We start from the raw sequence: 19,014 nt of genomic DNA, 5'->3' as shown, positions 1-19,014 counted from the left end.
TAATTTAATAAAAATAATAACGAATAAATAGGAGAAATTATGGCCACTAAACTTAGTAAAGTAGCTGCAGATAAAGGTATTGAATATTTTCTTATTAGCTTTGTAGATCTTTTTGGAAGTTTGCGTTCTAAGTTGGTTCCTGCAAGGGCCATTGATGGAATGCAAAATGATGGAGCGGGTTTTGCAGGATTTGCAGCCTGGTTAGATATGACGCCTGCACATCCCGATATGTTTGCTATTCCAGATCCTGATAGTCTTATCCAGTTGCCTTGGAAGCCAGAAATTGCTTGGTTAGCCTCAGATTTATGGATGGATGGTAAGCCTGTTGAGGCTTCTCCGCGAGTTGCATTAAAGAAGCAATTGGCAGAGGCTGAAAAGCAGGGTTTTAGAATGAAGACAGGTGTTGAGTGTGAATATCATCTCATCAATGAAGATGGAACTGATATTGCTGATGAGAAAGATACTCAAAGCAAGCCTTGTTATGACCAGCAGGCCTTAATGCGCCAATATCCAGTTATTAAGCAAATTTGTGACAGCATGATTGAGTTAGGTTGGGGTCCATATCAAAATGATCACGAAGATGCTAATGGTCAATTTGAAATGAACTGGGATTTTGATGATGCTCTAAAAACTGCTGATCGCCAAGTATTTTTTAAATTTATGGTGAAATCAATCGCCGAGCTTCATGGTATGCGCGCAACATTTATGCCAAAACCTTTTAGTCATCTTACGGGTAATGGCTGCCACTCTCATGTCTCAATATGGAATCTAGATGGTTCTCAAAATTTATTTAATGGTGAAAATGATAGCCGAGGTCTAGGATTGTCACCTCTTGCGTATCAGTTTTTAGGTGGGATTATGCATAGCGCAGACCGCTTAACTGCCATCTTTAACCCAACTGTAAATAGCTATAAACGTATTAATGCTCCAAGAACAGTTTCTGGTGCAACGTGGTCTCCTAGCTCAATTACTTATGGTGGAAATAATCGTACTCATATGATTCGAGTTCCAGACTCAGGTCGTTTTGAATTACGATTAATGGATGGCGCAGCAAATGCTTATTTAATGCAGGCAGCAATACTTGCTTGTGGCCTTGATGGCATTGCTGGCAACCGTGACCCAGGGGATCCACTTGATATAAATATGTATGAGCTTGGAAAAGACATCGAGGGCTATAAGCAACTGCCGCGTAATTTACTTGATGCACTTAGATTACTTGAAGACTCAGATGTTCTTAGAGAAAGACTTGGAGACAGCATAATTGATGCTTATATAAAATTAAAGCATACAGAGTGGAGTGGTTATGCCTCCCATCTGACTCAATGGGAGAGGGACAATACTTTAGATTGTTAGGTGCAAAATTTAATGATTTTCTTATAACTATAATGAAACTTTGTGATGGATTATGAAAAGTTTGAGCTAGGTGATGTTTCTCTTTTATCAGGAGAGGAGTTAAATTCAGCCTTTTTAATTTACAAAACTTATGGAAAGCTGAATAAAGGTAAAGATAATGTTGTTGTTATGCCTACTTTTTACACTGGCTCACATCAAAGAAATGAAGGCTTTTTTGGAGAAGGTAGGGCAATTGATCCGGCAAAATATTTTATTGTTTCAATTAACTTATTTGGAAATGGACTCTCCTCTTCACCGAGTAATTCAAAATCGCCTCAAGATGGCCCAAGATTCCCGCGTATCTCTCTTTGGGATAATATTGCTTGTCAGTACAAGCTATTAAAAGAGCATTTAGGTGTCGAGAAAATTGCGCTAGTTACTGGCTGGTCAATGGCAGGTTGTCAGGCTTATCAATGGGCTGCACAGTACCCTGATTTTGTTAAAGCAATCTTGCCTTTTTGTGCTTCAGCTAAAACATCCCCTCATAATCATGTATTCCTAGAAGGGGTAAAGGCGGCACTTTGTGCGGACCAAAATTGGAATAATGGTGATTATTCTTCTCCTCCAGTTGCTGGCCTTAAGGCATTTGCAAGAGTTTACGCAGGCTGGGCATTTTCACAAACTTTTTATCGTAACTCTCTATTTAAAGAGATTGGATACGACTCCTTAGAAGATTTACTTATCGATTGGGAGGAAGATCATTCTAAGAATTGGGATGCCAATAATCTCCTTTGTAAGTTAGATACATGGCAGACTAGTGATATCAGTGTTGGCCCAATATATAACGGAAACATAGAGATGGCGTTAAATGCTATTAAGGCCAAAACTATCTTGATGCCCTGTATGCATGATCTTTACTTCCCACCTGAAGATAATGAAATTGAAGCAGGCTATATAAATGGTGCTGATTTTCGACCATTTGATTCTCCATGGGGACACTGCGCAGCAAACCCTGGAAATGATCCTGACTTCACAGCTGAACTTGAGCGTGCCATTAATGAATTACTTGAAGAGTAAAGACTGAGATGACAATTACATGGCAAGATTTCGAAAAAGTTGACATACGGATTGGTACTATTGTTGAGGTTAAGGATTTTCCCAAAGCAAGAAATCCAGCCTTCATATTGCATGTTGATTTTGGAGTAGAAATTGGATTAAAAAAATCCAGCTCTCAAATTACAGATCTTTATACCAAGGATCAATTGCAAGGCAAACAAGTTATTGCAGTTGTAAATTTTGAACCAAAACAAGTTGGACCTATTATGAGTGAATGTTTGGTGCTAGGATTTTATCGCCAAGATAACTCAGTTGTTTTGGCCACAAATGATCTACCTATTAGTAATGGTTCTCGACTTTTATAATATAACTTTTAAATAAACTACAAATGATTATCTGTGCTGGCGAATCCTTAATTGATATGGTTTCTTTCAAAGGAGAGCCTGAATACACTCCTCATGTTGGCGGCAGTAACTTTAATTCTTCAATTGCTCTTGGTCGTTTAGGTGCCGATAGTTATTATTTTGGTGCTGTATCAAATGATAACTATGGAAAGCTGATAGAAGACTCCCTTAAAAACTCTAATGTCAGAGAAGAATTCATTATAAAAACTAACCGGCCAACCACTCTTGCCTATGCAGATGTGGTTAATGGTATTGCAGAATATACATTTGTTGATGAACATTCAGCTGGACGAATGCTAGATAAGGCTAGTTTAAAGCCTTTTTTGAGTAGAGTGATGAAGGCAAAAGCATTATTGGTTGGAGGGATTAGTCTTCAAGCGGAGCCTTGTGGATCAAGCTGGCAGTGGTTAGTTGAGCAAATCTCTGGCCATTTACCAATTTATTTTGATGCCAATATTAGGCCTGATTTTATTGAGGTTAAAAATGATTACGTAAACCGTTTCAAAAAACTTACTTCAAAAGTTGACATAATAAAAATTTCTGAAGAGGATTATCGTTATCTTTTTGGTGCACAGGATTTTAAAGAAGTTAGCAAAGAATGGCTCAAAAATGGCGTTAAATTAGTTATCTTGACATTAGGTGGAGATGGATCAAAGGTAATTTTTGATGGTGGCAAAGAAGTATATGTCAAAAGTAACCAAGTTGAAGTCGTTGATACAATTGCTGCGGGCGATAGTTTTAATGGTGGCTTTCTGTTTAGTCTTGAACAACAAGGGCTTCTTAGTAGAGATAAATTGAGTTTGATGGAAGAAGCTTCTCTTAAAAAAACACTCACTTTTGCAAATCAAGTTGCAAGCTTAACTGTTATGAAGAAAGGTGCAAATCCGCCTTGGCTTAATGAGATTTAAATAGCCTTGTAGATTTGATCTATTTATGACAATTTATCAAGAGTCTGTTTTCAATATTTAAGGCAATACATTCTTAGTGAAAGGTTAAAATACTTTTTTCGATTCCCCTGACAAGATATCAATGCAAACAATTATTTCAATTAAGAATTTATCAAAAGTTTATGATTCTGGCTTTAATGCTTTGAAAAGTATTAATCTAGACATAAATACAGGCGAGATATTGGGACTCTTGGGTCCAAATGGAGCTGGCAAAACAACTTTAATTTCAACAATATGTGGAATTGTTTCTCCAAGCTCTGGCGAAGTCACTGTTGATGGCTTTGATATTATTAAGGATTTTAGAAAAACACGATCAATAATAGGCCTTGTTCCACAGGAGCTAACTCTTGGATCATTTGATACAGTTTGGGGGACAGTTCGTTTTAGTAGGGGTTTGTTTGGAGCCAAGAGAGATGATGCTTATCTTGAAGAGCTATTAAAAGACTTATCTCTTTTTGATAAAAAAGACTCTGAAATTAGAATGCTTTCTGGAGGAATGAAGAGGCGAGTTCTGATTGCTAAAGCACTCTCTCACAACCCTAAAATACTGTTTCTCGATGAGCCTACTGCGGGCGTTGATGTTGAGCTACGTAAGGATTTATGGAAGATTGTTAATGTATTGAAATCTAAAGGCGTTACCATAATTTTGACGACTCACTATATTGAGGAAGCTGAAGAGTTAGCTGATAGGATTGGAGTTATAAGTAATGGTGAACTTTTACTCGTTGAGAAAAAAGCACATTTGATGGAAACTCTTGGAAAGAAGCAGTTAATTGTTGAGTTAAAAGAGTCACTTTCCAAAGTACCTTCTTCTCTTGATAAGCACAATATTGAGATTTCTGAGGATGGTATGCATATTTCATACACGTATATTGTTAAAGATGAAGAAACTGATATGTCTGAAGTACTCCAGGAAATTACAAATTCTGGATTGCATATAAAAGACCTTAAAATTGTTCAGAGCTCACTCGAAGATATATTTGTAGACTTAGTTAAGGAAAAATAATGAATTTAATGGCAATCAAAGTAATTTATTTAAACGAGATGATGCGTTTTTGGAATACACTTTTTCAGAGTGTCGCCTCTCCAGTAATATCAACAGCTCTATATTTTGTAGTCTTTGGCTCAGCAATTGGTTCAAGGATTGAAAATATTGATGGTATTTCTTATGGGCTTTTTATTGTTCCGGGCCTGACAATGCTCTCTGTGTTAACCCAAAGTATCTCAAATGCATCTTTTGGTATCTTTTTTCCAAAATTTACAGGCACGATTTATGAGCTTTTATCTGCTCCTGTCTCATTCTATGAGACTTTAATTGGTTATGTTGGAGCCGCTGCGACTAAGTCATTAATTTTGGCAATTATCATTTTACTTACGGCTAACCTCTTTGTTGATTTGAATATTGCGCATCCAATCTGGATGTTGAGTTTTTTAGTTTTGACCTGTGTGGCATTTAGCTTATTTGGTTTTATCATTGGTTTATGGGCTGATAACTTTGAAAAGCTACAAATAATACCACTGTTAATTATTACTCCATTAGTATTTTTAGGTGGAAGTTTTTATTCAATCAGTATGCTCCCACCGGTATGGCAGAAGGTCACTTTATTTAATCCTGTTCTTTATTTGGTGAGTGGTTTCCGTTGGAGTTTCTTTGAAATTTCAGATGTTGGAGTCGGAGTGAGCCTACTAATGGTTTTACTTTTCTTAAGTATTTGTATTGCTATAATAGCCTGGATGTTCAACACTGGTTATAAGTTAAAACAGTAAGCTAAATTCAGGGGCTTTATGGTTCAAATTACTGATCTATTTATCTATCCTGTTAAATCACTCAAAGGTATTGCCCTTGAAGAGTCAATGACTGCGCTTCGTGGTTTTCAGTATGATCGTGAATGGATGGTGACTACTATTGATTACGAATTTATTACTCAGCGCGAAATCGAGTCGATGTCAACAATTGAAGTGAGTATTAATTCAGACGCTTTAACGCTTAGCTCAAAGAATAACACTAAACATAATATTCCTTTGGATTCAATTAAATCTGAGCCAATTAAGGCATCTGTTTGGGGTGATATTTGTGATGCCTATGACGAGGGTGATGATGTTTCATTGTGGCTAACTAGCGTGTTAGGTCAGTATAAAGGTAAGTCCCTGAGGCTTGTGAGGTTTGCCAGTCAAGGACTCCGTCCAGTGCCCTCTAAGTATCTTGAAGGTATGGAGGCTCAGAGTGCATTTTCGGATCAATTTCCCTATCTAATAACGTCATGGGAGTCTCTAGATAAGCTGAATAAAGGTCTCATTAATAATGGCTCTCAAGTAGCTAAAATGGATCGCTTTAGGCCTAATATTGTTGTCAAAGGTATTGAAGATCTTGAGAAAAAAACATCTCTAAATTTTTTATGCCAGCAAAGTGGGTATAGCTTTGGACTAAGAAAGCCCTGCAAGCGCTGCAAAATTATTACGATTAACCAAGATGATGGAAAAATTGATAATCCAAAAGAGCCTTTAGCAACGCTAACTTCTCTGAGGTTTAGTGATGAGATAAATGGTGCATTTTTTGGACAAAATGCGATTTTGTTATCGACGAAAAATTACACTCTTAAAGTGGGTGATGAACTTTCAATTGGCTAGTTTAGATAGCGCTATTCTGGTTTAATTCTCCAGTGAAATAGCGCCAAGCTTGTTTTCATTTTTCCAGGCATGTCCATAAATTACTTCGTAGGTTGCTGGCAGTTTTCCATCAGAGCGATAGCTTTCGTACATCTCTATCATTTTTTTAAATTTAGTTTTCCCTGTGAGCGCTTTTGATCGGCTACCTACATTTTGCGCACCAATTGATTTCAGGTCATGCATTAAGTCAAGCACTTTTTCATAGGTAAGGGTTATATTCTCCATTTCCATTATTGGGCTTTGAAAGCCTGATTGAAGCATCTGGTCACCTATATCATGCATGTCAATAAAATCATTAACGTGCGCGCTGCTATCAACTGCTGACCAACTCCGCTTAAGCTCCTTTAGAGTATCTGGCCCAAAGGTAGTGAAAAGAATTAAACCCTCAGGCTTGAGAACTCTAAAGCATTCATTAAAAAGTGCTTTTAAATCAGGACACCACTGCATCATTAAGTTAGAAACAATAAAGTCAACGCTGTTGGATGCAAACGGAAGCTCGTAGGCATTTGCACAAACCTTTAAGTTTTGAGGATTTTTTAAAAGTGATTGTTGTGCAAAATCTACACAAATTAAATTTGCATTTGGAAATATTTCAGCTGTTTTGTTACTAAGAAGGCCAGTTCCAGAGCCAAGATCAATTATTGTTTGAGGCTTAATTGAAATGACTTTCAATTTTTCAGCCAGTCTATTTGCTATTTCACTTTGAAGAAAAGCATTATCATCATAATTGCTAGCGGCGCCATTAAAAGTGCTTCTTATTTTAGACATGAGGCCAATTGACTTGAGATTCTTTTCATTAAGTTAAAGTATTGAGCAGGCCCTGCTGGATATTTGATTCCCAAAATATCAATTTCGAATGTTTTTAAGCTGAGACCTTCCGACAAGACGCTTATTTGATTTGTCTTGGCCTCTTGTCCATAGAGTAGACACGAAACGCTTAAATCACTCATAGCTTCCTTGGCCATAAGAGTTCTAATAATGCTCAATCTTGCTCCGTGATATGGGGTTATGATAGTAGGCCGTAAAAGATTCATGCTCTTTTCGAAGTACTGCGTAGTGTCTGAAAATACTGCAAACTGAAAAGTTATAAAAGGAGTCATCTGTTTTTCTAAATCTATTTTTAACTCCTCAAGATCAAGCGTTAATTCAAGAAAATTGTTGTTATATTTATCTTCGTTGACTGGATCTATTTTAATGAGTAGTTTATTAATATGTTTGGCTATAAGCTTCATGTTGTTAATATCTAGCCATAGATGTAAATCATAAATATTATCTTCATGCTTATCAGTGTCTTCATGTTCCTTTGACTTAAGTATTTCTGACCTAGATTTATGGATACTGAGATTATTCAAACTAATAATTTGAAATAGCGAATCATTTTCTATGTTTTTAATTGTTTTTCTTAGTCCAGATTCAAAGTCTTCACTAATGATTATTACTAAGTCAGCATCTGTAAGCATCTGGACTTGTGAGGGCTTTAAGTGAAAAGTGTGTGCTGAGTTATTTGACTTAAGTAATAGCTGTGGCTCTGCAATGCCGCTCATAAGGCTCATCACGATACTATGAATAGGTTTAATACTTACTACGACAGACGGCGTTGATTGTGCAGCAACATTTTTGATTGCTAAAAGAATAATAAAACTTAGTAGAAGACGATATTTCATAATAAGACTAAAATTGAAATTGAAGATAAATTATACGTTAATCGATGAATTCAACTTTGAATTAGTTGTTGCAAATAATGATTACTCGAGTAGGTGCAGGATGACCTTCTTTTGTGAGGGATGAGTCAGATGGGTCAAGAAAATCCTCTAATGAAGCCGCATTATCTCCTATCCACTCTGTTCTTCTTTGCTCTTCAGAGGAAGTTTTACTAATATCAATAACTTTAATATTTTCAAATTTGGCTTCAACAAGCCATGTTTTCAGAGTCTCAACACTTGGCAGGCAATGAACATTTCGCATTTGAGCATAGCGACCTTCTGGAATAAGTGAGTACCCATTTGGACCTTCCACTATTAGCGTCTCTAATATTAGCTCAGCGCCTGGCGTCATCATGTCTTTTAACTGAAGCAAATGTTCCATGTGACTTCTTTGGTGATAAAGAACACCCATTGAGAAGACAGAGTCAAAGATTGATAATTTAGGCATTTCTTCAAGTCTAATAGGAAGAAGCATCGCATTAATGTCCTTATTAACTAACGATTTAATTGCAGCATACTGGTAATTAAATAAAAGAAAAGGCTCAAGTCCTAGTGCTTTCTTAGCGCCTTCCATCGCCATTCTTAATGTGAAATAACCATTCCCAGCACCTACATCAAGAACTCTTCTATTTTTTAATGGACTAATGTGCTTTTGCAGACGTTTCCATTTAAGATCACCTTGCCATTCGCTCTCAAGTTTTAAATTATTGAATCTGAATGGGCCTTTCCTCCATGGCAGAAGTCTTTTGAATGCCCTCTCGAGTACAATAGGGTCTACGCCATTTTGATCTATTCTAATGTAAGGTTCATTTAGCCCTATTTCACCTTTAGGCATTGCTTTTAACTCATCTAATGCTATAGTCCATTTAGGAATATTTCCGTTATTAACGTTGAAGGCATCTAGGCTTATTTTGAGGCATTTATCTGCAATTTCTTGGAGAGATGAATCATTGAAAAATAGCCTAAATTCATCCGTAAAAAAAATCATAAATTAAATATATTCATAAAATATATCTAGTATAAAATAAAGTAGTCTACATATATGTATATAACTTTTAACTCTTGTGATAATATTGTGAAAAATAAATCAATTAAAATTTTTGTCCTTCTTTTAATTTCATTTAATGTTTTGTCAGGTGGTGATGAGAGTGACGATGCCTACTATGCAAATTTAGATGCAGAATTAGCTGCTTTTGAGGCTCAGGTTGCTGCCGAAATGGTATCACAACAACTAATGGCTGAAATCGAAGCTGAAATGGCAAGAAAATCTGCCCTTGATGCATTTCTTCAGAAGTTAGCTGATGATAAGGCTGCTGCTGCTGCGTCAACTGCCGCCTACCAGGCTTCTCTTGAGACTGAAGAAGCTATAGAAGTAGTTGTAGAAGAAGTTGCTATTAATGAAGTATGTAAATCTGCATCAAACTTATCTGAAAGTAATGTTGAGCTTTTCAAATCTGCATTGGCTGATGGATCTTTATTCAATGTTGGTCCTCAATCTTCCAACGGAACAGAATTTGGCGCAAATAGGTGGGATGCATATGCAAACTGTGTAAGTAATTATGTCAATCCTTTTTAAGATTGAGGTGGATGATTAATCATTTTGAATGCTTAAGGCAGAAGTTCAATATATTTAAATATAATTCTTTTAACTCTTTTGGAGGTTAGCGTGATAAACAAATCAATTAAATTTTTTATAATCTTTTTCCTTTCATTCAATGTTTTTGCTGGTGGCGATGATCGCGATGATGCCTACTATGCTAATTTAGACGAAGAGCTAGCTGCCTTTGAAGCTCAAACTGCTGCTGATCTTGATGCCGATGCATTGATGGCCGAAATACAAGCAGAGATGTCAAGACAAGATGCCCTTGATGCCTTCCAAGCAAAACTAGCTGCGGATAAAGCTGCTGCTGCGAAGTCAACTGCTGCTTATCAATCTAAACGTGCAAATGACGCAAGGGTTGCAGCGCTTATGGACCAGCTGAATACTGAAAAAGAATTAGCTAACTTTGAAGCACAGCTTGAGGCTGAATTAGCCGCTCAAGAAATGATGGCTGAAATACAAGCAGAAATGGCAAGACAAGATGCCCTTGATGCCTTCCAAGAAAAACTAGCTGCTGATAAAGCTGCTGCTGCAGCGTCAACTGCCGCTTACCAAGATAGTCTTTTAGATGCAGAGTTTGCAGCGCTTGAGGCACAAATTAAAGCCGAAGTGGATGCTGCTGAAATGATGGCTGAAATTGAGAGAGAAATGGCTCTTGCTGACTTCCTGCAAAAACTAGCGGATGAAAAAGCTGCTGCTGCAGAGTCAACTGCTGCTTACCAAGCCTCACTTGCTGAAGAAGAGGTTATAGGTGTTATTGAAGAGGTAGTTGTTACAGAAGCTGCACATGAGGCATGTAAATATGCATTAAATTTATCTGAAAGTAATATTGCGCTCTTCAAATCTGGATTGGCTGACGGAACTTTATTTAATGTAGGTCCTCAAGTTTCTTCTGGAACTGAATTCACAGCAAATAGATGGGATGCATATGCAAACTGTGTGAGTAACTATGTCAACCCTTTCTAAGGTTTAAGATAATTAGTCATTTTGCTTACTTAATGTAAAATGCAGAATGTGTCAGAAATAAAAACCCAGGGCTTGCTCTGGGTTTTTTTATTTATAATGAATTTATGAAAAATAATTTAATAAGTGCTCTTATAAAATTAGTATGTACTTTATTACTATCATTTAATGTCCACTCAAGTGATGATGTAAATGATTCACTCCTGCAGGATGATAACGATATTATGCTGATGGATGAATTTAGTTCATGCACAGATCAATATGAAATTAATGATTTAGAATCTAATAACATCACTTCCTCACTTTTATTATCTGGAGATGCCTTCTTTGCTCCAGGTGATTTGATTATTAGTTCAACTAATGCAAGAGCCATTGTTGATTCATATGATTCTTCGACAAATAAATTGATATATTATCAAACTGCTGAAACTGGATTTAAATCATTTTCTCTAGGCGAAAAACTTGTTGGTAAGGGTGAAAATGTTTCTATTATTGAAGAGTTTATTCTTGATTTTGGAGTTCCTTGTTCTGATCTTGTTGTCTCAATTGAAGAGAGTCCTGAGCAAATGATGTTTATTTTTGCTGACTCTTATGAAGCAATTAAAGCTGAATTAGCTGCTCAAGAAATGATGGCTGAAATCAAGGTAGAGATGGCAAGACAAGCTGGCCTTGATGCCTTCCTACAAAAACTAGCGGATGAGAAAGCGGCTGCTGCAGCTTCAACTGCTGCCTATCTAGATAAGTTGCTATTTGAAGAGCTTGCTGCCTTTGAAGCACAACTTGAGGCTGAATTAGCTGCTCAAGAAATGATGGCTGAAATCAAGGTAGAGATGGCAAGACAAGCTGGCCTTGATGCCTTCCTACAAAAACTAGCGGATGAGAAAGCGGCTGCTGCAGCTTCAACTGCTGCCTATCTAGATAAGTTGCTATTTGAAGAGCTTGCTGCCTTTGAAGCACAACTTGAGGCTGAATTAGCTGCTCAAGAAATGATGGCTGAAATCAAGGTAGAGATGGCAAGACAAGCTGGCCTTGATGCCTTCCTACAAAAACTAGCGGATGAGAAAGCGGCTGCTGCAGCTTCAACTGCTGCCTATCTAGATAAGTTGCTATTTGAAGAGCTTGCTGCCTTTGAAGCACAACTTGAGGCTGAATTAGCTGCTCAAGAAATGATGGCTGAAATCAAGGTAGAGATGGCAAGACAAGCTGGCCTTGATGCCTTCCTACAAAAACTAGCGGATGAGAAAGCGGCTGCTGCAGCTTCAACTGCTGCCTATCTAGATAAGTTGCTATTTGAAGAGCTTGCTGCCTTTGAAGCACAACTTGAGGCTGAATTAGCTGCTCAAGAAATGATGGCTGAAATCAAGGTAGAGATGGCAAGACAAGCTGGCCTTGATGCCTTCCTACAAAAACTAGCGGATGAGAAAGCGGCTGCTGCAGCTTCAACTGCTGCCTATCAAGCTAAACTAGCTTATGATATGAGGGTTACTAAGATTATGAATGATTTAATTGTTCAATTAGATGAGTTAGGTATTGTTGATGATTATAAATTGACTATCAAAGATGAGCTTATAAAAGAAGCGACAGAGAAGTTAGAAGATGAGAAATTTATTGGCACAATTTCTGGAGAAATTGTAACGGTTGCGATACATGATTTTTGCAAGGTAAATTTAGGGCTATCAGATAGCAATATTGAACTTTTCAAGAAGGCATTAGAAGGCGGTTATTTAGGAAATGTTGGCCCTCAGGTAACAAATGGAACTGAATTTTCATTGAATCGATGGGATGACTATATAGAGTGTGTCGGCTCTAAGAGGATATAAAAAATTGTTTAATAAGTAACCATTATATTTCTAATAATGAATTCTCTTTGTCAGTCAAAGATTTTTCAATTAAAGAGATATGTTGATCTGTAATTTTTTGTATATTATCTTCAGCTCTATGTGACTCATCTTCTGATATTTCTTTTTCTTTAAGGAGCTCTCTAAAGTCAGATATTGCATCTCTTCGAATATTTCTTATTGCCACGCGGGCATTTTCAGCCTCATCTCGAACAACTTTTACTAATTCTTTTCTGCGCTCTTCAGTTAGAAGGGGCAAAGGAATTCGTAAAACCTGCCCTTGAGTGTTTGGGTTTAAACCTAAATCAGATGTCATGATGGCTTTTTCAATTGGTCCAACCATATCTTTTTCCCAAGGTGAAACCTTAAGGGTTCTTGAGTCTTCAGCGCTTACATTAGAAACTTGTGAAAGAGGAACCATGCTGCCATAGTATTCAACTGTAATTTGATCAAGTAGTGAGGGGTGAGCCCTTCCAGCACGAATCTTACTAAAGTCAGTCCCAAGAGAAGCGAGTGATTTATTCATTCGGCTGTTTGCATCACTGTGAATTTCATTAATCATTATTTATTCTCCATTTTGACTAACAATCGTGCCAATTGATTGGCCATTTAAGATATTAGCTAAAGCATAATTATCATCAAACATACTAAAAACACAAATTCTTATATTATTTTCTCGACATAAAGCAAATGCAGCAGTGTCCATAACCTCAATATTTTTTTCAATAGCCGAATCAAAACTAAGCGCGTCAAACTTTATAGCATTTGAATCTTTCAATGGGTCACTTGAATAAATACCGTCTACCTTAGTAACTTTAAAGACAATATCAGCTTCAATTTCAACTGCTCTTAACGCAGCAGCAGTATCGGTTGTAAAGCAAGGACTTCCAGTACCAGCAGAAAAAATAACTACCTTGCCTTCTGATAGCGCATTTTTAGCTTTAGTATGATTAAAAGGATCACAAACACCACCACCAATCGAAAAGCCAGACATGACAATTGAAGGAATATTATTTCTTTTAAAAGCGTCTGATATTGCTAATGCATTCATTACTGTAGCAAGCATTCCAATATGATCTCCAGTGATTTTGTTCATTCCATCACTTGCAAGGGCAGCGCCTCGATAGATATTTCCACCACCAATTACTATGGCGATTTCAACGTCAAGATCCAGGGCAGATTGAACAATAGTGACTACTTTTTTTAGCATTTCAGGATCAATATTATTATTGTCACTTTTTAGTGCTTCACCACTAAGTTTAAGTAAGATTCGACGATAAGAAACCATGTGCTAAGAATTGAATACAAAATTAAGATTTTACACAACGCATGAGTATAATGAACCCTTTGTCCACCATAAAATAACTAACCTATGGATTCAATAAACATACGTGGCGCTAGAGTCCATAATTTAAAAAACATCGATGTTAGCATTCCCAGAAATAAACTCATAGTTATTACTGGACTATCGGGTTCTGGCAAGTCATCATTAGCCTTTGATACAATTTATGCTGAAGGCCAAAGAAGGTATGTTGAGTCATTATCAGCATATGCAAGGCAGTTCTTATCATTAATGGAAAAGCCAGATGTTGATCATATCGAAGGTCTATCTCCTGCAATATCAATTGAACAAAAAGCTACCTCTCATAATCCTCGCTCTACAGTAGGTACCATAACTGAGATTTATGATTATTTGAGACTACTTTTTGCCAGAGTTGGTTCACCTAGATGTCCTGAGCATGGAGATGATTTACAAGCACAAACAATTTCTCAAATGGTAGATGCAATATTAGACCTTCCTGAAGATGCAAAGATCATGATACTTGCACCAATTGTGAAAAATAGAAAGGGTAGCCATCTAAAATTACTACAAGAACTTTCTCATCAAGGCTTCCTTCGTGCAAGAGTTGATGGTGATGTTATGCTTCTTGAAGAAATTGATGAGCTTGATGGTAATAAAAATCATACCATCGAGATCGTAATTGACCGATTAAAAGTTAGGCAAGATATAACGTCAAGGTTATCTGAGTCTCTTGAAACTGGCCTTAATATGAGCTCGGGTATTGCTATTGCTTGCCCTATGGATATTAACTCTGGCTTTAAGGAATTAACATTTTCAGCAAAGTTTTCTTGTGTTCATTGTGGTTACTCTTTGGAAGAGTTAGAGCCTAGACTCTTTTCATTTAATAATCCTGTGGGGGCATGTGAAACATGTGATGGTTTAGGCATCAAAGATATATTTGATGAAGAAAGAGTTGTAGCTAATCCTGAGCTTAGTCTGGAAGATGGTGCAATTTATGGCTGGAGTAAAAGTAATGCCTATTTCTATCAAATGCTTTCCTTAGTTGGTAATTATTATAAATTCGATATTGCGACTCCATTTAATGAGCTCTCAGAAGAGAATAAAAAAATTGTTCTTTACGGAAGTGGAAGCCAAGTTATTGATTTTTCAAAAATTAAAGGAAGAAGAGGTTGGACAAGTAAGAAAAAACCTTTTGAGGGCGTAATTCCAAGAATGATGCGTCGTTATGCAGATAGTGATATCCGCTCAATTAGAGAAGAGTTATCAAGATATGTAATAAGCAAACCATGTTCGAGTTGTAATGGAGATAGACTTAATGCATCTGCAAGAAATGTCTTTATAGATAATAGAAATATTTCAGATCTAACAAAGCTGACAATAGACCAAGTATTTGATTTTTTTGAATCTCTTGAACTAGAAGGTCAGCGTGGGGAAATTGCAAGTAAGATTCTTAGTGAAATTTCACAACGTTTGCATTTCTTAATTAATGTTGGACTCGATTATCTTAATTTAGAGAGAAAGGCCAACTCTTTATCTGGTGGGGAAGCTCAGCGAATAAGATTAGCCTCTCAAATAGGTGCAGGCTTGATTGGAGTACTTTATGTTTTAGACGAGCCATCAATTGGACTTCATCAGCGTGATAATCAAAAGTTACTTGATACATTGACTTATCTAAGAGATCTAGGCAATACAGTTATTGTTGTTGAACATGATGAAGATGCAATAAGACAGGCTGATTATGTTGTGGATATTGGACCTGGCGCAGGTATCCATGGTGGTGAAATTGTTGCGATAGGTTCACCTGATGAAGTTATAGCTAATACAAAATCCCTTACTGGAGATTATTTAAGTGGTCGATTAGAAATCAGCACTCCTAAAACTAGAAAGAAATCAAATGGCTGGCTTAAAATTACTGGGGCAAGTGGGAATAACTTAAAGCATGTTGACTTAAAAATTCCTGTTGGCGTTTTAACCTGTATTACAGGTGTTTCTGGCTCTGGAAAGTCAACATTAATTAATAATACACTTTATGAGTTAGCTGCAAAAACACTTAATGGAGCTCAAACTGATGTTGCTCCATTTAAAGAAGTTAAGGGTATGGACCTGTTTGATAAAGTAGTTAATATCAATCAAAGTCCAATTGGAAGAACTCCTCGATCTAACCCTGCTACTTATACGGGCGTCTTTACGTTAGTGCGTGACCTTTTTGCATTAACGCTTGAGTCTAGGACGCGAGGATATAAATCTGGACGTTTTAGTTTTAATGTTAAAGGAGGCAGATGTGAAGCCTGTAAAGGAGATGGCTTAATTAAGGTAGAGATGCACTTTTTGCCTGATGTTTACGTCTCATGTGATATCTGTCATGGCCATAGATATAACCGAGAAACCTTAGAAATTAAATATAAAGGAAAGTCAATTGCAGAAGTTTTGGAGATGACTGTCGAAGATGCGCTTGATTTTTTTAAAGCGATTCCAAAGATTAATCAAAAAATGCAAACTTTAATGGATGTTGGACTTTCATATATTACGCTTGGCCAAAATGCAACTACCCTTTCTGGTGGAGAAGCTCAGCGTATAAAGCTTGCTAAAGAACTCTCTAAAACAGATACAGGGCAAACTTTATATATATTAGATGAGCCAACAAGTGGGCTCCATTTTCATGATATTAAACAATTGCTGTCCGTTATTTTTAGACTACGAGATCGAAATAATACAATTGTTATAATTGAACATAATTTAGACGTTATTAAGACTGCTGATTGGGTTGTTGATCTTGGGCCAGAAGGAGGAAACAAAGGCGGCGAAATAATTGCATTCGGGACTCCAGAAGAGGTATCCAAGAATCCAAGATCATATACTGGACAGTTCCTTAAGGAACATCTTTAGATTTAAGTTTCAAAGCCTATAAGTACCATTGTAAATGCAGTTTTTCCATTAATTTTGTGAATTTTAATTGGCTGAAAATTTTCATTAATGGATAAATTGAGTGTTAACTGGAGGTCTTCACAAACTACCTTGATAGTTTCAAATTCAATATCATTAATAGAAATATTTTCAGCACCAAGAGATTTGAACTTTAAATACTTAACGCCAGTCTTATCAACAACTTGGTAAATAAACTCTTCTTCACTAGGCTTATTATTCATATCATTAGATAGCGCTAGATAAACACTTAAAGGATCAACAAGAAGGCCAGGTTTAATTTCAAATTCTTCACCACTACTAGATACTGCATAATTTTTATCAGTTGCAATAGATATTTCATAGTCTTTTTTAACTTCACCTTTATTTCTTTCAATGACGCTAAAGTAAGTATTAATGATCTGTCCATCAACTTCATTGCCTAAACTTTTTTCCTCTCTTGTGAAGTCATAAAGCGCCTTCCATACGGCCTCAGTTTGAGCTTTAGTCGTATATATAAACTGATTATTATTGACCTCTAAATTTAATCTTGCAGTTCCGACTTTTAAGTTACCCATTACTGTCTGTGCATAAAGATCATAGCTACCCTTGTAGGGGTTTAGTGCAAGAGATTGGACTGAAAATAGAAGTGCAATAAATAAGAATACTATTTTTTTCATATCATTTTTCCATCAAGTGTTGCGTTAAAGTTATCAATAAGTTTCAATCTCCCTTGAGTATACCAATGAATCACTTTAGGGTAGATGACATGTTCTTTTTTTAAAACTTTCATTGAGAGTGATTCCTCAGTATCTGAATTGTCAATGATAACGGACTCTTGATTAATTATAGGACCACCATCTAATTCCTCAGTAACAAAGTGAACACTCACTCCATGAGCTGTCTCAGAGGCATCAATAGCTCTTTGGTGTGTGTTGAGTCCTGGAAATTTTGGAAGTAAAGAGGGATGAATATTTAGAATTTTACCAAAATAATGTGACACGAATAATGGAGTAAGAACTCTCATATATCCAGCTAAAACAATTAGTTCTACTTCATGCTGCTCAATAATTGAAATGAGCTCTCTATCAAAAGCATCCTTGGAGTTATATAATTCAGGATCAATGATGGCGGTTCGAAGTTTTGAAGATTCAGCTCGTTTCAAGCCAAAAGCATTTTTGTTATTACTAATGACGCAGCTAATTTGTAAGTCAATTCTATCTGTATTATCAATTATTGATTGTAAATTAGAGCCATTACCTGAAATTAAAATAACAGCTTTCATAGTATTAAATTATTACTTGCTCACCTGAAAAGTTAACAACTTCTCCAATTAACCAGGCTTTTTCACCTTCAGAATTTAATAGCTTAATAGCATCATTTGAGGATTCTTTTGGAACAATAACGACCATGCCAACGCCGCAGTTAAGAACTCTATGCATTTCACTTGTATCTATATTTCCTTCAGCCTGCAGCCACTGAAATATTTCTGGAAGTTCCCAAGAGTTTGCATCCAATTTTGCAGCTAAATGCTCTGGCATTACTCTGGGAATATTTTCAAGAAGACCGCCACCCGTAATATGCGATATTGCATGTACGGGTAAATTTTGAACTAATGACAATATTGATTTAACATAGATTTTAGTTGGTTCAATAAGTTCCTTGAGCTGGTTTGATGTTGGCTTTGTTTTTTCCAAAACTTTTCTAATGAGTGAGTATCCATTTGAGTGAGGACCAGATGAGCCAAGTGCTATTATGTGGTTGCCTGATGAAACTTTAGAACCGTCTATAATATTATCTTTTTCAACAATGCCTACGCAAAACCCAGCAAGATCATACTCTTCGCCTTTATACATTCCTGGCATTTCAGCAGTTTCCCCTCCAATTAAAGAGCATCCAGATTGACGACAACCTTCACCAATACCAGAAATAACAGAAATCGCAACATCTGGATTAAGAGAGCCCGTTGCATAATAATCTAAAAAAAACAAAGGCTCAGCACCCTGAACGATAAGATCGTTGACGCACATTGCAACTAAATCAATACCAATAGTATCATGCTTATTAAGCATCTCAGCAACCATCAATTTTGTTCCAACGCCGTCAGTTCCTGAAATTAAAACTGGTTTTTTATATTTATCTAAAGGAATTTCAAACATTGCACCAAAGCCACCTAGACCAGCAAGAACACCAGGTCTTAATGTTGATTTTGCAATTGGTTTAATTTTTTCAATAAGCTGATTACCTCTAGTAATATCAACTCCAGAATCCTTATAAGTCAATGATGACATCTTGTTTTC

General features: G+C 36.5%; 19 protein-coding genes. 11 read left to right on the top strand and 8 right to left on the bottom strand.

Annotated features, from left to right (window positions below; genetic code table 11):
* The first annotated feature begins 39 nt into the window (after window positions 1-39).
* The 7 genes from glnT (at window position 40) to ABXT69_RS06960 (ending at window position 6,367) form a co-directional block, all read left to right on the top strand.
* Complete coding sequence (glnT, locus tag ABXT69_RS06990; protein ID WP_416677601.1) at window positions 40-1,353, top strand: type III glutamate--ammonia ligase; 1,314 nt, start codon at window positions 40-42, stop codon at window positions 1,351-1,353.
* A 45-nt stretch (window positions 1,354-1,398) separates the two neighbouring features.
* Window positions 1,399-2,409 carry an alpha/beta fold hydrolase gene (locus ABXT69_RS06985; RefSeq protein WP_416679577.1) on the top strand — a complete coding sequence of 337 codons (1,011 nt, stop codon included), beginning with the start codon at window positions 1,399-1,401 and terminating at the stop codon, window positions 2,407-2,409.
* 8 nt (window positions 2,410-2,417) lie between these two features.
* The gene (locus ABXT69_RS06980; protein ID WP_416677600.1) at window positions 2,418-2,753 is read left to right on the top strand and encodes a tRNA-binding protein; all 336 of its coding nucleotides are present in this window, start codon (window positions 2,418-2,420) and stop codon (window positions 2,751-2,753) included.
* Window positions 2,754-2,776: 23 nt separating this feature from the next.
* Window positions 2,777-3,700 carry a carbohydrate kinase family protein gene (locus ABXT69_RS06975; protein WP_416677599.1) on the top strand — a complete coding sequence of 308 codons (924 nt, stop codon included), beginning with the start codon at window positions 2,777-2,779 and terminating at the stop codon, window positions 3,698-3,700.
* Window positions 3,701-3,821: 121 nt separating this feature from the next.
* Window positions 3,822-4,745: an ATP-binding cassette domain-containing protein gene (locus tag ABXT69_RS06970; RefSeq protein ID WP_416677598.1), complete on the top strand. Its 924-nt coding sequence runs from the start codon at window positions 3,822-3,824 to the stop codon at window positions 4,743-4,745.
* Window positions 4,745-5,506 carry an ABC transporter permease gene (locus ABXT69_RS06965; protein WP_416677596.1) on the top strand — a complete coding sequence of 254 codons (762 nt, stop codon included), beginning with the start codon at window positions 4,745-4,747 and terminating at the stop codon, window positions 5,504-5,506. The genes ABXT69_RS06970 and ABXT69_RS06965 overlap by 1 nt, the downstream gene beginning before the upstream one ends.
* Window positions 5,507-5,524: 18 nt before the next feature.
* The gene (locus ABXT69_RS06960; RefSeq protein WP_416677593.1) at window positions 5,525-6,367 is read left to right on the top strand and encodes an MOSC domain-containing protein; all 843 of its coding nucleotides are present in this window, start codon (window positions 5,525-5,527) and stop codon (window positions 6,365-6,367) included.
* Between the two features lie 21 nt (window positions 6,368-6,388).
* Here the strand turns inward: ABXT69_RS06960 and bioC are convergent, their stop codons facing one another.
* From bioC to cmoB, 3 genes are all read right to left on the bottom strand, one after another.
* Entirely contained in the window at window positions 6,389-7,174 is a 786-nt protein-coding gene (gene bioC / locus ABXT69_RS06955; protein WP_416677592.1) for a malonyl-ACP O-methyltransferase BioC, read from the bottom strand.
* Entirely contained in the window at window positions 7,162-8,070 is a 909-nt protein-coding gene (locus tag ABXT69_RS06950; protein ID WP_416677591.1) for a metal ABC transporter solute-binding protein, Zn/Mn family, read from the bottom strand. Before ABXT69_RS06950 ends, bioC begins: the two co-directional genes overlap by 13 nt.
* 61 nt (window positions 8,071-8,131) lie before the next feature.
* Entirely contained in the window at window positions 8,132-9,097 is a 966-nt protein-coding gene (cmoB, locus tag ABXT69_RS06945; protein WP_416677589.1) for a tRNA 5-methoxyuridine(34)/uridine 5-oxyacetic acid(34) synthase CmoB, read from the bottom strand.
* An 87-nt stretch (window positions 9,098-9,184) separates the two neighbouring features.
* On the opposite strand from cmoB, the gene ABXT69_RS06940 reads away from it, so the two are divergent.
* The 3 genes from ABXT69_RS06940 (at window position 9,185) to ABXT69_RS06930 (ending at window position 12,492) form a co-directional block, all read left to right on the top strand.
* The gene (locus ABXT69_RS06940) at window positions 9,185-9,685 is read left to right on the top strand and encodes a hypothetical protein (protein WP_416677588.1); all 501 of its coding nucleotides are present in this window, start codon (window positions 9,185-9,187) and stop codon (window positions 9,683-9,685) included.
* A 90-nt stretch (window positions 9,686-9,775) separates the two neighbouring features.
* Window positions 9,776-10,675, top strand: a complete 900-nt coding sequence (locus ABXT69_RS06935) for a hypothetical protein (protein WP_416677587.1) — start codon at window positions 9,776-9,778, stop codon at window positions 10,673-10,675.
* A gap of 104 nt (window positions 10,676-10,779) precedes the next feature.
* A complete protein-coding gene (locus ABXT69_RS06930) occupies window positions 10,780-12,492 on the top strand; it encodes a hypothetical protein (RefSeq protein WP_416677586.1) in 1,713 nt (570 codons plus the stop codon).
* Between the two features lie 22 nt (window positions 12,493-12,514).
* Here the strand turns inward: ABXT69_RS06930 and frr are convergent, their stop codons facing one another.
* Window positions 12,515-13,072 carry a ribosome recycling factor gene (frr, locus tag ABXT69_RS06925; RefSeq protein WP_416677585.1) on the bottom strand — a complete coding sequence of 186 codons (558 nt, stop codon included), beginning with the start codon at window positions 13,070-13,072 and terminating at the stop codon, window positions 12,515-12,517.
* 3 nt (window positions 13,073-13,075) lie between these two features.
* Window positions 13,076-13,798, bottom strand: coding sequence for a UMP kinase (gene pyrH / locus ABXT69_RS06920; protein WP_416677584.1), 723 nt, complete (start codon window positions 13,796-13,798; stop codon window positions 13,076-13,078).
* Window positions 13,799-13,882: 84 nt separating this feature from the next.
* On the opposite strand from pyrH, the gene uvrA reads away from it, so the two are divergent.
* Window positions 13,883-16,699 (top strand): excinuclease ABC subunit UvrA, encoded by a 2,817-nt coding sequence (uvrA, locus tag ABXT69_RS06915; protein ID WP_416677583.1) that lies wholly within the window; start codon window positions 13,883-13,885, stop codon window positions 16,697-16,699.
* A gap of 2 nt (window positions 16,700-16,701) precedes the next feature.
* Here uvrA and ABXT69_RS06910 read toward each other — a convergent pair whose 3' ends face one another.
* The 3 genes from ABXT69_RS06910 to purM are packed head-to-tail and all read right to left on the bottom strand — an operon-like array spanning window position 16,702 to window position 19,005.
* A complete protein-coding gene (locus tag ABXT69_RS06910; RefSeq protein ID WP_416677582.1) occupies window positions 16,702-17,394 on the bottom strand; it encodes a DUF3108 domain-containing protein in 693 nt (230 codons plus the stop codon).
* The gene (purN, locus tag ABXT69_RS06905) at window positions 17,391-17,999 is read right to left on the bottom strand and encodes a phosphoribosylglycinamide formyltransferase (RefSeq protein ID WP_416677581.1); all 609 of its coding nucleotides are present in this window, start codon (window positions 17,997-17,999) and stop codon (window positions 17,391-17,393) included. The genes ABXT69_RS06910 and purN overlap by 4 nt, the downstream gene beginning before the upstream one ends.
* 4 nt (window positions 18,000-18,003) lie before the next feature.
* Complete coding sequence (gene purM, locus ABXT69_RS06900; protein ID WP_416677580.1) at window positions 18,004-19,005, bottom strand: phosphoribosylformylglycinamidine cyclo-ligase; 1,002 nt, start codon at window positions 19,003-19,005, stop codon at window positions 18,004-18,006.
* Window positions 19,006-19,014: the final 9 nt, after the last annotated feature.

The organism is Candidatus Pseudothioglobus sp. Uisw_016, assembly GCF_048087635.1.
Lineage (GTDB): Bacteria > Pseudomonadota > Gammaproteobacteria > PS1 > Pseudothioglobaceae > Pseudothioglobus.
This window is presented reverse-complemented; position numbering and strand designations above follow the sequence as displayed.

Coding starts and splice junctions, on each gene's coding strand:
- glnT (WP_416677601.1), top strand. CDS start 40: ATGGCCACTAAACTTAGTAAAGTAGCTGCAGATAAAGGTATTGAATAT.
- ABXT69_RS06985 (WP_416679577.1), top strand. CDS start 1,399: ATGGATTATGAAAAGTTTGAGCTAGGTGATGTTTCTCTTTTATCAGGA.
- ABXT69_RS06980 (WP_416677600.1), top strand. CDS start 2,418: ATGACAATTACATGGCAAGATTTCGAAAAAGTTGACATACGGATTGGT.
- ABXT69_RS06975 (WP_416677599.1), top strand. CDS start 2,777: ATGATTATCTGTGCTGGCGAATCCTTAATTGATATGGTTTCTTTCAAA.
- ABXT69_RS06970 (WP_416677598.1), top strand. CDS start 3,822: ATGCAAACAATTATTTCAATTAAGAATTTATCAAAAGTTTATGATTCT.
- ABXT69_RS06965 (WP_416677596.1), top strand. CDS start 4,745: ATGAATTTAATGGCAATCAAAGTAATTTATTTAAACGAGATGATGCGT.
- ABXT69_RS06960 (WP_416677593.1), top strand. CDS start 5,525: ATGGTTCAAATTACTGATCTATTTATCTATCCTGTTAAATCACTCAAA.
- bioC (WP_416677592.1), bottom strand. CDS start 7,174: ATGTCTAAAATAAGAAGCACTTTTAATGGCGCCGCTAGCAATTATGAT.
- ABXT69_RS06950 (WP_416677591.1), bottom strand. CDS start 8,070: ATGAAATATCGTCTTCTACTAAGTTTTATTATTCTTTTAGCAATCAAA.
- cmoB (WP_416677589.1), bottom strand. CDS start 9,097: ATGATTTTTTTTACGGATGAATTTAGGCTATTTTTCAATGATTCATCT.
- ABXT69_RS06930 (WP_416677586.1), top strand. CDS start 10,780: ATGAAAAATAATTTAATAAGTGCTCTTATAAAATTAGTATGTACTTTA.
- frr (WP_416677585.1), bottom strand. CDS start 13,072: ATGATTAATGAAATTCACAGTGATGCAAACAGCCGAATGAATAAATCA.
- pyrH (WP_416677584.1), bottom strand. CDS start 13,798: ATGGTTTCTTATCGTCGAATCTTACTTAAACTTAGTGGTGAAGCACTA.
- uvrA (WP_416677583.1), top strand. CDS start 13,883: ATGGATTCAATAAACATACGTGGCGCTAGAGTCCATAATTTAAAAAAC.
- ABXT69_RS06910 (WP_416677582.1), bottom strand. CDS start 17,394: ATGAAAAAAATAGTATTCTTATTTATTGCACTTCTATTTTCAGTCCAA.
- purN (WP_416677581.1), bottom strand. CDS start 17,999: ATGAAAGCTGTTATTTTAATTTCAGGTAATGGCTCTAATTTACAATCA.
- purM (WP_416677580.1), bottom strand. CDS start 19,005: ATGTCATCATTGACTTATAAGGATTCTGGAGTTGATATTACTAGAGGT.